Annotated in this window: 11 protein-coding genes and 1 pseudogene; 6 read left to right on the top strand and 6 right to left on the bottom strand. The window is 71.2% G+C overall.

Annotation, left to right across the window (positions count from 1 at the left end):
• The 5 genes from ADL01_RS41730 to ADL01_RS11715 form a co-directional block, all read left to right on the top strand.
• On the top strand, positions 1-1,063 hold a 1,063-nt coding region (locus ADL01_RS41730; RefSeq protein WP_159049504.1), incomplete at its 5' end, for an RICIN domain-containing protein.
• Positions 1,064-1,452: 389 nt separating this feature from the next.
• Positions 1,453-1,665 (top strand): hypothetical protein, encoded by a 213-nt coding sequence (locus ADL01_RS11730; RefSeq protein WP_159049503.1) that lies wholly within the window; start codon positions 1,453-1,455, stop codon positions 1,663-1,665.
• Positions 1,662-1,928: a winged-helix domain-containing protein gene (locus ADL01_RS11725; protein WP_234354595.1), complete on the top strand. Its 267-nt coding sequence runs from the start codon at positions 1,662-1,664 to the stop codon at positions 1,926-1,928. Before ADL01_RS11730 ends, ADL01_RS11725 begins: the two co-directional genes overlap by 4 nt.
• Before the next feature lie 73 nt (positions 1,929-2,001).
• A complete protein-coding gene (locus tag ADL01_RS11720) occupies positions 2,002-2,835 on the top strand; it encodes a transposase family protein (protein ID WP_053741885.1) in 834 nt (277 codons plus the stop codon).
• Between the two features lie 48 nt (positions 2,836-2,883).
• Entirely contained in the window at positions 2,884-3,234 is a 351-nt protein-coding gene (locus ADL01_RS11715; protein WP_053741884.1) for a hypothetical protein, read from the top strand.
• Here ADL01_RS11715 and ADL01_RS11710 read toward each other — a convergent pair.
• The 5 genes and pseudogenes from ADL01_RS11710 to ADL01_RS46025 all read right to left on the bottom strand — a co-directional run.
• Positions 3,217-6,012: a DUF5682 family protein gene (locus ADL01_RS11710; RefSeq protein ID WP_053741883.1), complete on the bottom strand. Its 2,796-nt coding sequence runs from the start codon at positions 6,010-6,012 to the stop codon at positions 3,217-3,219. The two genes, ADL01_RS11715 and ADL01_RS11710, sit on opposite strands and share 18 nt — an antisense overlap.
• Entirely contained in the window at positions 6,009-7,133 is a 1,125-nt protein-coding gene (locus ADL01_RS11705) for an ATP-binding protein (protein ID WP_053741882.1), read from the bottom strand. Before ADL01_RS11705 ends, ADL01_RS11710 begins: the two co-directional genes overlap by 4 nt.
• A gap of 49 nt (positions 7,134-7,182) precedes the next feature.
• The gene (locus ADL01_RS11700) at positions 7,183-8,613 is read right to left on the bottom strand and encodes a VWA domain-containing protein (RefSeq protein WP_053741881.1); all 1,431 of its coding nucleotides are present in this window, start codon (positions 8,611-8,613) and stop codon (positions 7,183-7,185) included.
• On the bottom strand, positions 8,610-9,971 hold the full coding sequence (locus tag ADL01_RS11695) for a hypothetical protein (protein ID WP_053741887.1): 1,362 nt from the start codon (positions 9,969-9,971) through the stop codon (positions 8,610-8,612). Before ADL01_RS11695 ends, ADL01_RS11700 begins: the two co-directional genes overlap by 4 nt.
• A gap of 69 nt (positions 9,972-10,040) precedes the next feature.
• A pseudogene (locus tag ADL01_RS46025) lies at positions 10,041-10,544 on the bottom strand (hypothetical protein); the annotation flags it as partial.
• Positions 10,545-10,774: 230 nt separating this feature from the next.
• Here ADL01_RS46025 and ADL01_RS46020 point away from each other — a divergent pair.
• Entirely contained in the window at positions 10,775-10,984 is a 210-nt protein-coding gene (locus ADL01_RS46020; protein ID WP_053741880.1) for a hypothetical protein, read from the top strand.
• A 440-nt stretch (positions 10,985-11,424) separates the two neighbouring features.
• Here ADL01_RS46020 and ADL01_RS11685 read toward each other — a convergent pair whose 3' ends face one another.
• A complete protein-coding gene (locus ADL01_RS11685) occupies positions 11,425-12,972 on the bottom strand; it encodes a flavin-containing monooxygenase (protein ID WP_053741879.1) in 1,548 nt (515 codons plus the stop codon).
• Between the last annotated feature and the right edge of the window lie 203 nt (positions 12,973-13,175).

The raw sequence follows: 13,175 nt of genomic DNA, 5'->3' as shown, positions 1-13,175 counted from the left end.
CCGGGGAACCGTCATGCCCGCCCAGGGCAGCAGCTTCACCAACCACCCGGGGATCGTGGACTTCAAGGGCAACTCGTACTTCTTCTATCACAACGGCGCCCTCCCGGGCGGCGGCGGCTTCACCCGCTCGGTCGCCGTGGAGAAGTTCAGCTACAACGCCGACGGCACCATTCCAACGATCACTATGACGACGGCCGGTGCGCCGCAGGCCGGCACGCTCGACCCTTATGTCCGCCAGGAAGCCGAGACCATCGCGTGGGGCAGCGGCATCGAAACCGAATCCTCCAGCGAGGGCGGGATGAACGTCAGCTGGATTGAAGACGGCGATTACATCAAGGTCAAGGGCGTAGCATTCGGCACCGGTGCCAGCTCGTTCACCGCCAGGGTGGCCTCAGGAACCAGCGGCGGCCGAGTTGAGCTGCACCTGGACAGTACTACTGGGCCAACGGTCGGGACATGCACTGTGTCGGGCACCGGAGGCTGGCAGACCTGGAGCACGGTCTCGTGCCCTGTTACCGGTGCGACCGGGACCCACGATCTGTACCTGCGCTTCGCCGGTGGCAGCGGGTACCTGTTCAATATGAACTGGTGGCAGTTCACCACCAACCAGCCCGCCTTCTCGTCAACCGCCGTCGCCCAGCACAGCGGGTACTGCCTGGACGACCCCAACCAGAGCACCGCCGACGGCACTCAGTACCGGCAGTACACCTGCGGCGGCGGTGAGGAACAGCGGTTCGACTTCCACCCGGTGCTAGGGGTGGCGGACACCTACACCCTGGTGAACCGCTACAGCGGCAAGTGCCTCGACGTCCGCGGCGTCTCCACCGACGACGGCGCGGCGGTCCACCAGTGGACCTGCCACGGCGGCACGAACCAGCAGTTCACGCTGCGGCAGGTCGCCGCCAACGACTACCAGCTCGTCGCGGTGCACAGCGGCAAGTGCGTGGACGTCAGCGGGATCTCCACCGCCGTCGGAGCACTGGTCCACCAGTGGACCTGTGACTCCGCCAGTGCCCTGGCCACCAAGAAGAACCAGGTCTGGCGCCTGACCGGCAAGAGCTGAACCAACACAGGATCGGGCCCGGGCCGGCAACCCGGCGCCCGACCCTGTCCAGGGCCTTTTGCTGGCCGGGGTAGCCGATATACGCCACTGGACGAGCAGCAGTTTCAGCCGGTCAGGTCAGTTGCAGGCGGTTCTTGGTTCATCGTGCTTGCCCTCCGGTACTTGCGCCAATGCCGATCGAGCCGCACGGGCATGGCGACTGCCGCCCATGGAGGCTGCGCCATGCCCGTTTCCGCAGTTCAGCGGGGCTGGTGTGATGCGCCTGTGAGGTACTCACGCTGACAGGTGGCCTGATCGTTAGCACGAGATCGTCTGGCGTGGGCGTTCTCGCGGGTTCTGGCGTGAGGTTCGAGGGCTGCCGCGTAGGTTCCGCGTCGGGAGGAATGTTCATGACGGACGTGCTGACGTGGACGATCGGGCGGCGGCTTGAGCTGGCGAAACGTGCTGAGCTGCTGCGCAGGGAGCTGGACGAACTCGAGCTGGGGGCGGCCCGGTTGGAGGCCGCTGAGGTGGTGTTCGGGCAGTGGGTCGAGGCCACCGACGGCGGCCGTCGGGCATCGTGTCGCCGGAGCCGGAGCCGGAGCCGGAGCCGGTTGCTGTGACGGTGGGCGCGGGTGCGGGCGGGATGCGGGTGGTGCCCGATCGCGTCGAGGGGATGGGGCTTCAGGCCCTGACCTCGGAGTACCGCCGGATCATGGAGATCGTGGCGGGGGCGGACGGTCCGGTGACGGCCAAGGATGTCGCCCTCGCGCTGGGCCGGGAGACGACCCCGGCGAAGATCGAGCCGGTCCGGGGCCGGCTGCGCAAACTCTCCGACCGTGGCTGGCTCGTCCGCACCGTATCGGGCCGCTACCGACCACGCTGACCAGCGGTGTTGACGGCCGGACGGGCCGATTCCTGCCGTAACTCTAGGGCCCCCGACGGGAGTTGGTTGATGTGTGAGAAAAAACCAGCCCGCCGAGGGCGCTCAGGAAGTTGTCTACCAGGTCCGCCTTCCGCTGTCGAAGCGGACCATCGACCTCGTCGCCAGCCTGATACGCCGGCACCGGAACCAGATGCGCTCTGTCTGGCGCAAGGCCGAACCCGGCCGGCAGGCCGTCATCGTGCTCGCGGTCCTGCGCCACGACCAGCGTCTGGCCGACATGGCCGGCGTCGGCGGTGTCGGGGAGTCCACTGTCCGCCGCTGGGTGAAGGAAGTCGTGAAGCTGCTGGCCGCCCGGTCCCCGCGCCTGGACCGGGCGTTGAAGAAGACCGCCCGCAGCGGCGGGGTCGTGGTCCTCCTCGACGGCACCCTGATCCGCACCCACCGCCGCACCGGGAAGGACGACCGGAAGAACTACTCTGGCAAGCACAAGGCCCATGGCCTGCTGTTTCTCGCGCTGACCGACGAGAAGGGCAACCTGATCTGGATCTCCTCGGCCAGGCCCGGCCGGTCCAGCGAGATCACCACCGCCCGTCACAACAAGATCACCGGACACCTGTGGGAAGCCGGCCTCGGCGCCCTGGCCGACCTCGGCTTCGTCGGCCTCGACGACAAACCCGACGACGACCCGGTGATCATCACTGGCCGCAAGGCCACCCGCAATCACCAGCTGACCGCCGCCGAGAAGGAGACGAACCGCCTGGTCAGCCGCGAACGCGCCGCCAACGAACACGGCTTCGCGAACCTCAAGAACTGGCGGATCCTGACCACGCTCCGCACCGACACCCGGCAGGCCACCACGCTCCTGCGGGCCCTGCTCGTGCTGGCGAACAGCGAAGTACAGCGGTGACGAGACGGGGCCGACGATCTCGCCCCGACGATCATGCCGCCTACCAGCGTGAGGACCTCACGGACGCATCACACCAGTCCCACTGAACTGCGGAAACGAGCATGGCGCAGCCTCATTGACGGACTGGCCGTCCACGCCGACGACGAGGATCCCGCCGTCCGGGCGCTGGCCGCCCGCGACCCCAAGGTCCCGCCGGCCGCCGTGGAGGGGCTCACCCGGGACCCCGACCCCGCCGTCCGGGCCGCGTTCGCACGCCACCCGAGCCTTCCGCCGTCCCGGCTCGCAGAGCTCCTCGACGACGAGGAGCTGGTCCACCACGCGGCCGCCAACCCGGCGTTGCCCGCACCGGCGTTCCGCGCTCTGGTGAGCACCTGCGCCGGGTCAGACGACGGCGAGTAGCACTTCCAGCGCCGTCGCGGTCTCCGCGTGGCGGGTGAGCAGGGCCACTCCGGCGGGCGGGGCTTCGGCGGTCCCCCATGTCCCTTCGCAGCCCAGCAGGTCCGCGAGCGCATCGCAGGTCATGGGGTGGGCGGACAGGAGCGCCAGGCCGGTCCCGGTGCTCGCTGCTGACTCCCGGTGCAGGCGCGGCGGTTCCTGCGGGAGTCGCCAGGGCGGCACCCAGCTGTCCAGCTCCGCGAGCCGGGCGGGGAAGACACGGCCGGCCTCGCGGATCAGCAGCGGGGCCAACTCGCTGCCGCTCGCCCGCAGGCCGGTGATCAGCGTCGGGAGCCAGGGCAGCAGCACCGGGTCCGGGAGCCGGGCGAACGCGTTGGACACTGCCTCGACGACGAAGTCGGCCAGACCCGGCACCGGTTCCAGGGCGTGCACGAACCCGCTGAGGTAGCGGGGGTAGGCGGGGACGACCAGCGGGTTGCCGAGCAATTCGGCGCAGCGCGCCCGCAGTGCCGTCCTCGACAGCGTGCCCAGGTGGGTCTGCGCCGCCCACAGCAGTGCGGTGCGGGAGGGCTCGGTCGGGTGGGACTGGGCGAGGGCGAGTTCGAGCTGGGTGCGGTCGCAGCCGAGGGACAGGGCCAGGCTCTCCATGCCGAACAGGAAGCCCAGCATGGCCGCGACCTGGCGGACGGTGGCGTCGTCGTCGGTGAACGCCGTCGGCAGCAGCGTGCAGTAGTGCGCGTAGCCGGCCTTGACGAAGGACTCGATCCAGGGCGGCAGCACCGGTTCGGCGGTGCGGTAGTAGGCCAGCAGCCGGCGGACGCGGCGCAGCACCTCCGGCGCGCCGTCGACGCTGCGTTCGCCCGCCAGCACCTCCAGGGCACGGGTGCCGAGCTCGTCGGCGAGCCGGCGGCTGCTCAGATGCAGGATGGCGTCCTCGACGGCCTCCAGGACCTGGGCCGCCGTGGCCTGCGGGGCATACGCGGCGCGTCGCAACTGCTGTTCGAGGACCTGCTCGATGCTGACGCCCTCGTAGCCGAGCTCGATGAGGGCGCGCTGGTGGGTGCCCAGGGCCAGGTCCCACGACTCCTGGATGGGGCGCTCGCCGAGCCGCCGTTCGCCCATGATGGGCCGGGCGGCGCCGTCGGGCAGCAGACGGCGCAGCATCCACAGCAGGTCGGAGCAGTGCTCCAGTTCCGGCCGCGAGGCGATGTCCAGGAGGGCGCGCTGCACTCCGCGCTGCTGGAGCTTCAGGTTCAGCGGGGCGAGCCGGTCGTGCACGTCGCGGGCCAGCGGCGGCAGCGCGTCGTAGCCGACCTGGCCGACGCGGTCGCCGCCCATCATGATCTCGACCAGTCGGCCGACGTCCCGCCGGCCCGGGAGGGCGTCCTTCTCGATGCAGGTGACGGCCGCGTCCTGGAAGTCGTACGGTGTCGGCTTGGCGCGCTCGCGCATCCCGGCCAGCAGGATCGACGTCTCGAAGACGGCGATGGCGTCGGCGGTGGAGGCGAGGTAGCCGTTGCGGCGGGCCGCGCGCACGATGTCCACCGACCAGCCGAGCAGTTCGGCCTCGTCGAGGGGGTCGAGCGTGGGCGGGCGCCGGAGGAAGCCGGTGAGCCGGTCGGCGGGCGGGGCGGTCTGGGCCGGGACCGGCGCGGGGAGGGCCTTCTTCGCCGTGGGCTTCTTCGTGCCCGCTTGGCCCTCGAGGCGGAACGGGCGGACGCCGGTGCGCTTGACGTTCTTTGCCCATTCCGTCGCGGCGATGGACACCGAGCCCGCGGCGAGGCCGAACTGCGCCTCGATCGCCGTGTGGCTGGACGGGATCAGACCGTGCCGCCACTTGGTGGGGCTCGGCGGGCTGATGGTGAAGCTGTCGCTGCCGTGCACGCCGAACTCCTCGACCCGGCTGGCCGCGTGGAAGGCGCCGCAGACGTAGAGGCAGTCGGCGGGGTCGGCGCCGGTGGCGGCGAGGTGCTCGCGCATCCGCGTCCACATGTACCGCTCGCGGTCCTGGTCGACCCGGACCTTCCCGGGGTCGCCGGGGGCGAGGCGCCGGAAGAGGCTGCCGATGAGCAGCATCACCTGGCGGTAGGTGTCGTGGTCGCTGTCGCCGAGGGGCAGTTCGACGTACTGGTGCCACCACTCCGACCAGTGCCGGACCCGGCCGTGGCGCAGGAGGTGCTCCTCCAGCTCGGCGAAGCGCGGGCGCAGGTCGCCGATCTCCACGCCGACGGCGTCGCCGTGCAGGGCGGCCTGTTCCGGCGCCTCGGGCGCGTCGGGGTCGGCCGCTGCGGCGGGCTCGGTCGCGGATTCGGTCTCCCACTGGAAGACGTGGTCCGAGGAGCGGTCGACGAGGACCAGTTCGACGCCCGGGGTGTCGAGTGCGTAGGCGATGGCCTGGTACTCGGCGGAGGCCTCGGTGACCGGGGCGACCACGGAGAGCGGCGCCCAGTCGAAGGGGAAGCCCTCGATCTCGCTCGCGAAGGCCTGGACCGCCACCGGGAGGCGGCAGTTGCGCAGCTCCGTGAGCAGCGGCGCCATGTCCTCGCACAGCTCCAGGTAGACCACCTTCGGCTGCTTGTCGCGCAGCCGGCGGGCCATGGCGATCGCCGAGGCCGGTGAGTGGTGGCAGACCGGGAAGATCTCCAGCGGTTCGCGCACCGCGCGTTCGACGTCGTCGACGATGCCCCGCAGGATGCCCTCCAGGGCTCCGGGACCGTCGGCGAACTCCGTCGCCGCCTCGTGTAGTTGACGGCGCAGCGCCTCGAAGGGGCCGCCGCTCATGACAGGGTCGCGATCGCGTCGCGGCCGCCCTGGAGGAACTCCGGCCAGGAGCCGCCCTCTTCCTTGCTGCGCGGCTCGACCACGCCGTGCAGGTACTTGTTGAGGATGGCGAGGTCCTCGGGCTCGCGCCGGGCCAGGGACCCGACGAGCGAGGAGGCGAGGGCGTGCGCGGTGAGGGCGCGCTCGCCGAAGAAGTTGCTGTGCAGGATGGCGTCCTCCAGGACCCCGATCTGCTCGGCCGTGGACAGGGCGGACTCCAGCTTCTCGTCGTCGCTGCCGGCGGCGGCCGAGGAGGCCCGCAGGTCGGCGAAGCTCTGCAGCAGCACGTCCAGCAGGGTCGGCGGGACGTCCAGCTCGATCTGGTGGCGGCGCAGCAGTTCCTCGGTGCGGAAGCGGACGATCTCCGCCTCGCTCTTCTTGTTCGTCACCACCGGGATGCGGACGAAGTTGAAGCGGCGCTTGAGCGCGGAGGAGAGGTCGTTGACACCCCGGTCGCGGCTGTTGGCGGTGGCGATGATGGAGAAGCCTGGCTTGGCGAACACGATGTTGTCGCTGTCCTGGTCGCTGCCCAGCTCCGGGACCGAGATGTACTTCTCGGACAGGATCGAGATCAGCGCGTCCTGGACATCGCTGGTGGAGCGGGTGAGCTCCTCGAAGCGGCCGATCGAGCCGGCCTCCATGGCCGTCATGATCGGCGAGGGGATCATCGACTCCCTCGACTGTCCCTTGGCGATGACCATCGACACGTTCCACGAGTACTTGATGTGGTCCTCGGTGGTGCCCGCCGTGCCCTGCACCACCAGGGTGGAGTTGCGGGAGATCGCGGCCGACAGCAGCTCGGCCAGCCAGCTCTTGCCGGTGCCGGGGTCGCCGATGAGCAGCAGGCCGCGGTCGGAGGCGAGGGTGACGATCGAGCGCTCGACGAAGCTGCGGTCGCCGAACCACTTCTGGGAGATCTCCCGGTCGAGGCCGTCGGCGCGCTCGGAGCCCAGGATGAACAGCCGGACCATCTTCGGGGACAGCCGCCAGGAGAACGGCTTGGGGCCGTCGTCGACGGACTCCAGCCAGTCGAGTTCCTCGGCGTACTTGAGCTCGGCGGGGGCGCGCAGCAGGTCGGACATGGAGAGGCCTTTCTCGAAAGGTCGTGAGGAGGGAGAAGTCCCAGGAGTCTCAGGTGAGGAACGTCTTGAGTTCGTGGACGAGCTTGCGGATGTGGCCGGAGATCACCGGTGTGCCCTGGTCCTTGAAGCGCTCCCGGAACCACGGGTTGACGCTGCCGCGCCCGGAGCTGGTCACCGAGCCGACGGGGATGAACTTGACCCCGGAGCGGTGCAGGGCGGCCATGCTGTCGAACAGGGGCTTGCTCTGCCACTCGTAGAAGTCGGAGATCCAGACGACGACGGTGTTGCGGGGCTCGGCGACCTTGGGCTGGGCCAGGGCCATCGCGACCGTCCCGTCGGTGCCGCCGCCGAGCTGGGTGCGCAGCAGGCTCTCGAAGGGGTCGTGCACCCACGGGGTGAGGTCGAGCGCCCGGGTGTCATAGGCGATGAGGTGGACGTCCACCTTCGGCAGGCCGGCGAAGATCGAGGCCAGGATGGTGCAGTTGACCATGGAGTCGACCATCGAGCCCGACTGGTCCACCACCACGATGAGCCGCTGCGGCGTCGTCTTGCGGGCGGTGTGCCGGTAGTAGAGGCGGTCGACGTAGAGGCGTTCCTCTTCGGGGCTGTAGTTGGTGAGGTTCTTCCAGATGGTGCGGTCGAGGTCGAGGTTGCGGAACACGCGCTTGGGCGGGACCGAGCGATCGATCGCGCCGACCGAGGACTTCTCCACCTGAGTGCGCAGCACCTCGGCGACCTCGTCGACGAAGCGCCGGATCAGCGCCTTCGCGTTGGCCAGGGCGACGCCGGAGAGGTTGCTCTTGTCGCGCAGCAACTGCTCAATGAGCGACATGCTCGGAGTGAGCCGCGCGGCGAGCTGCGGGTCGGCGAGCACCTCGCGCAGATGCATGCGCCGGACGAGGTCGGCTTCGAGGGCGCCGAGTTCGGGGCCGATCGTAGGGATCAGGTTGCTCAGGTCGGGCGTCCGGCCGCCGCCTTCGGAGCCGGTCGGGCTGACGCCGGGGCCGCCCGGCACACGGCCGCCGCGCAGCTCGCCCGGTGCGCAGCCGAGCGCACGCTCCAGCCAGCCGGCGTCGCTCTGCCAGCGGGACAGCTGTCCGGCGCCGACGGCTCCAGAGCCGGTGGCGAAGACGTTCAGCAGCACCTTGGACACCAGGGCCGCGCGCCGGACTTCGGCAGCACGGTCGCGAGTGTCTCGGTCAGCCGCATCCTCGGCGTCGGTCTCGGGGACCATCAACCCGTCGAACTCCGCCGCCAGTTCCGGGTGGCGCTGCACGATCGAGTCGACGGAAGCCTGCGGGTCCAGCAGCGCGGGCGGCAGACCGATGTCCTCGACGACGGCGAGGCTCGCGGCCTCCAGGCCGGCCTGCTCCTCGGGGTCGAAGAGACGGGCGAGCAGCCGCCAGTAGAGGACCTGCCGACGGTTGTCGTCGGGAGCTGCTTCCAGCACGTCGCCCGCGTATTCCATGTCGTCGCTCATTTCCGCAGCAGCCTTCCCGCCCGTTCCCGCAGGACGGTCACGGCGTCGGTGGCGGCCTTCTCGGCCCGGGCGCCGGCCTTGTCGGTAGTGCCGCCGGCCCACGCGCCCGCGTGGAGGGCGACGGCCTTCCTTCGGACGGTGGTCTCGACGGCGAGGGGCTGGAGCCGGAACCCGCCGCCGTCCCAGCGGAGCAGGGCGATGCACGCGCCGGAGGCGGCGACGGCCTCGGGGGTCAGCGGGCTCGCGGTCGGAATGCGGTCGGTGTCGACGGGGAGGGCCTGGCCGGCGACGGTGAAGGTGAGGGTGTCGCCGTCCTGGCTCCTGTCGTAGCCCTCCAGGAACACCGGCTCGGCGATGCGCGCCGGGTGGCGGTCCAAGGGCGCGGTAGGCAGGGCGGTGGCGGTCGGCAGGACGACCCGCGCGGTGGCGAGGGCGTCTGCGGGATCGCCTTGGCGGGCCCGGGCGTCGTCCCACAGGAGATCGCCCTCGTCGGTGAGGGGCATCGCGTCGAGGTCCATCGCCCGGCCTTCGCCGAGGGCCGTGAGCAGCGACAGATGCGGCCGCAGCAACTGCCAGACGCCCGCCTCGACGACGGTGTCCGGCTTCGGCACCGAGACGCTCGCGCGGACCAGCCGGGGTGCGGCGCCGTCGGCGGGTTCGAACACCGCGTGGACCTGGGCCTGCGCGGCGGTGACGTGTTCGTGCAGGTCCACGCCGAGCGGCAGCAGCCGGCCGGTGACGGCCTCGACCGCGGGCACATCGGCGGCTCCGGGCCGGCTCAGCAGCAGGGCGCGCGCCCACAGATCGCCCCAGCGGCGCGCCGGGATCCGGTCCAGGGCCGCACCGGGGCAGGAGGCGGCGAGTTCGGCGGCGAAACCGTCGAGCAGAGTGGCCAGGCGGCGCAGCCCTGGTTCGGGCAGCATCGCGGAGACGATCGGTGCGGCCCCGCCAGCCAGTTCGTGGTCGATGCCCTGCCAGCCGGTGCGCGCGAGGTCCGACAGCCAACTGCGGGCCGCAGCGAGCAGGTTGGTCTCGGGCCGCGCGCCGACGGCCGACGGCCCTCGCTCCTCCCGCGTACGGCCGGTCAGCTCGTCGGCGCCCAGCGTCAGCGCGTCGTGCACGGCGCCGAACAGGGCGGTGCGGGCAGCGGCCAGGGCGACGAAGTGCTCCTCGCTCGCGGCTCCGGCCGCGGCCTTCTCGGCCGCTTCGGCGACCCGGGTGGCGAGCGGGGTGCCGGCGACAGCGCGAGCGAGTTCGGTGAGGTCCTGCACCCGGTCGGGGCGGGGGCGCAGCAGGCCCGCCACGAGGGTACGGTCGAAGGCGTCGGCCGCCGCCAGCGCTTCGTCCAGCCCCGCCACCGGCGCGGTGAGCCGGCCGGCTTCCTCCTCCCCGGCCGGATCGGACTCGTCGGCGGGTGTGCCCGTGGCGGCCGCCGCCCTGGTCGGCGGGAACCATTGCAGTTCCGGCAACGGGGCGGTGACCGGGGCGAGTTCCAGGTAGGCCAGGTGGCGCAGGAACCGGCTGAAGACGGACGCCGCGGCGGCCTTGCCGTCCGCCTGCGGGGGCCGGGCGCCGGTCATCGCGGCGGTGAGAGCGGCGGCGTCCGCCTGCGCGGCCCCGGGCTCGACGCGCAGATAGCGGGCAACGCGGTCGGCGCCGTACTGGAGGACGGCCTCTGTGACCAGGGCGCGGATGTGGTTGCAGAACGAGCCACGCGCGCCGCCGCAGGGGCGGTTGTTGTTCGTGCTGCACGCGAAGGCGTAGGTGCTGGCGGCGACCGACGAGACGTACACCCGCTCGATGTCCGAGCCGCTGGAGACCACTCCCTGGAGGCGTCCGTCGGCCAGTTCGACGAAGGGGACCTTGGCGAGCTTGCGCGGCCTCGCGGGCGGCACCACCCGGGCCGTACTCGACTTCTCCCAGTCCGACACGCACCATCTCCTTTACGGTACAAGGCTTTTGCGCACGCCGAATCGGCGCAGCCCAGGGGGGGTCGCGACCGATCGGCGCGACACTGACGAACTTACCGGCGACCACTGACAACGCCTTTTCGACCGCTGAGCAGCGCCGACGACCGACGCGCGCTCCCCGGCTCTTCTAGCTATTCGAATGATCATGCTCGGGGGCGACGGCGGGGGCATGTCGGAGCGAAGGGGCGGGGTTGAGCGGGGAGCAGGCGGCGTTCGGGGCGCTGCTGCGGGAGTTGCGGCTGTCCGCGTCGCAGACCAGCGAGGGTCTGGCGGAGGCGTCGGGCGTGTGCGGGGCATCGGGGTTCTGGAGCGGGGACGGCGGGCGGCTCCTCAGCGGCGGACCGTCGCCGCGCTCGCGGACGGGCTGGGCCTGGACGAGGCACTGCGGCAGCGGCTGCTGACCGCGGCCCGGGCCGGGCGCACCGGGGGCTACAGCCCGGTGGGCGTTCGGGCGTTTCCGCGGGGCGTCGACGACTTCGTGGGCCGGGAACGGGAGTTGGCCCGGTTGGCGGCGCTCGCGACGCACGAGGTCATCGCCAGACCTGGCGGTCCCCAGGCCGTGGTCGGGCCTGTGGCCGGGTACGTGAGCGTCACCCCTCATGCCGGCGGCGCGCCCGGGCCGTTGTGGGCCGGGCGCGCCGTCGTTTCACGTGCGGGGGCGGGTGGCAGGGTCAGCCGCCTGCTCCCGGTGGGTGGTGGTGTCAGTGGCGGGCGTCGCCGTGACGGTGGCCGCGGCCACGGTCGCGGCCCCAGGACTCGTCGTCGATGAAGCGGCCGTGTCGTTGCGCAGCCGTAAGCGCTCAAGGAGTTCCCCGTCGTCACTTGCGGCTCAGGCGCCGAGTCATGACTCCTTGGCGGCTACCGTGCGGTCCTCGTGCTGTGGCGTTGCCTGGGCGGGCAGGAGCCGGGTCGGTGTGTCAAAGGTGTAGGCATCGGCATCGAAATGGCTCAGTCGGCGCGCGAGTCGGCCAGTGGACCACGGCCACGCGAAGGTGTTGTGCCCGGGGGAAGTGAAGTAGTAGCTGGTGCAGCCGCCTGTGTTGTAGACCGTGGTCGCGAGCGCCTCCTGGACGGTGGTGTTGTGCACGGCCTGTACGGCTGGTCTGACGTCCAGGGCGCGGTGGCCGCTTTGGTCGAGGTGAGCCAAAGCAGCGATGAGGTAGGTCAGCTGGGCTTCCAGGACGGTGATCGCGGAGGTGGAGCCGCCGAGCAGGTTGGGCCCCAGGAGCAGGAAGAGGTTGGGGAAGCCGCTCACGGTGGTGCCCAGGTATGCCTGCGGTGCGCCGCCCCAGGCTTCGTCGAGGGTCTGGCCGTTGGTGCCGTGCAGGGTCGTGGCCAGCGGCACCTCGCCGACGCGGAAGCCCGTGGCTTCGATGAGCACGTCGGTGTGGGCGATGGTGCCGTCGGCGCCGATGACCTCGTTGCCGCGTACGGCGGTCACGGCGGTGGGATGCAGCCGCACGTGTGGCTGGGACAGTGCCTGGTAGAACGTGCTCGAGGTCAGTAGGCGCGTGCAGCCCAGCCGGTAATCCGGTGTCAGGTGCCGGCGCAACAGCCGGTCGCGGACCGTGAGGCGCAGGTGTGCGCGGGCGCCGGCCTCGAGGAGGCGGGCGGCCTGCGGGTGGCGGAAGGCGTAGCCGAAGCCCTCCTGCAGGGCGTACTGGCCCGCGCGCAGGGCGCCGCGCGCGCCGAGGACGCGGTCCACGAGCCGGTTGAGCGCCGTGGGCAGCGGCAGGTCGGGCTTGGGCAGCACCCATTGGGGTGTGCGCTGGAAGAGATCCACGGTCGCGGCCTGGGCTTCGATGGCCGGGACGATCTGGACGGCGGAGGCGCCACCGCCCACCACAGTCACCCGCCGGCCGGTCAGGTCGACGCTGTGGTCCCACCGGGCAGTGTGGAAGACGGGGCCGTCGAAGTCCTCGATGCCGGGAACCTCCAGGCGGCGCGGGACGTGCCACGGTCCGGTGGCCAGGACCAGTACCGCCGCGCTGTAGGGTCCGTCGGTCGTCTGCACCAGCCAGCGGCCGGCTGCCCCGTCCCATCGTGCCCCGAGCACCTGCACACCACAGCGCAGCACGTCGCCGAGCCGGTAGCGCTCGGCCGTTGCCTGCAGGTAGGCGAGGATCTCCTGCTGTCCGGCGAAGATCCTGCTCCATGCTGTGTTTGGGGTGAAGGAGTAGCTGTAGAGCGTCGAGGGCACGTCACAGGAGCAGCCCGGGTAGGTGTTGTCCCTCCAGGTACCGCCGAGATGCGTCCCCTTCTCCAGAACTAGGACGTCGTCGAACCCTGCCTCGCGAAGCCGGACGGCGGCCCCGATCCCGGAGAACCCCGCTCCGACGACCACGGCCCGCACGTCCCTGACGGTCCGCTCACTCTGCGCCGGGATCACAGCAACGCTCCAGCCGGGCAGCCAACGCACAGGCAACGGTCCACACGCAGCTCCCACAGGCGCCGCTGTGCGGCCGTCCGGGCGACAGCGTCAGGTAGCAGAACTGAGCTTGTTCCGCTTTGACGGACACCATCGGTGTGGTGGTCAGGCTGCGAGTGCGGTCTCGTATTCGGCGGGACTGCGATAGCCGAGGCTGCTGTGCA

This window comes from Streptomyces sp. NRRL WC-3618, assembly GCF_001280005.1.
Taxonomy (GTDB): Bacteria; Actinomycetota; Actinomycetes; order Streptomycetales; family Streptomycetaceae; genus Streptomyces.
The sequence above is the reverse complement of the archived record's forward strand: the minus strand, read 5'-3'. Positions and strand labels throughout refer to the sequence as shown.

What these genes read in the sequence shown, in the direction of transcription:
- ADL01_RS11700 (WP_053741881.1), bottom strand. Translation starts at nt 8,613, where the DNA reads ATGAGCGACGACATGGAATACGCGGGCGACGTGCTGGAAGCAGCTCCC.
- ADL01_RS11705 (WP_053741882.1), bottom strand. Translation starts at nt 7,133, where the DNA reads ATGTCCGACCTGCTGCGCGCCCCCGCCGAGCTCAAGTACGCCGAGGAA.
- ADL01_RS11710 (WP_053741883.1), bottom strand. Translation starts at nt 6,012, where the DNA reads ATGAGCGGCGGCCCCTTCGAGGCGCTGCGCCGTCAACTACACGAGGCG.
- ADL01_RS11730 (WP_159049503.1), top strand. Translation starts at nt 1,453, where the DNA reads ATGACGGACGTGCTGACGTGGACGATCGGGCGGCGGCTTGAGCTGGCG.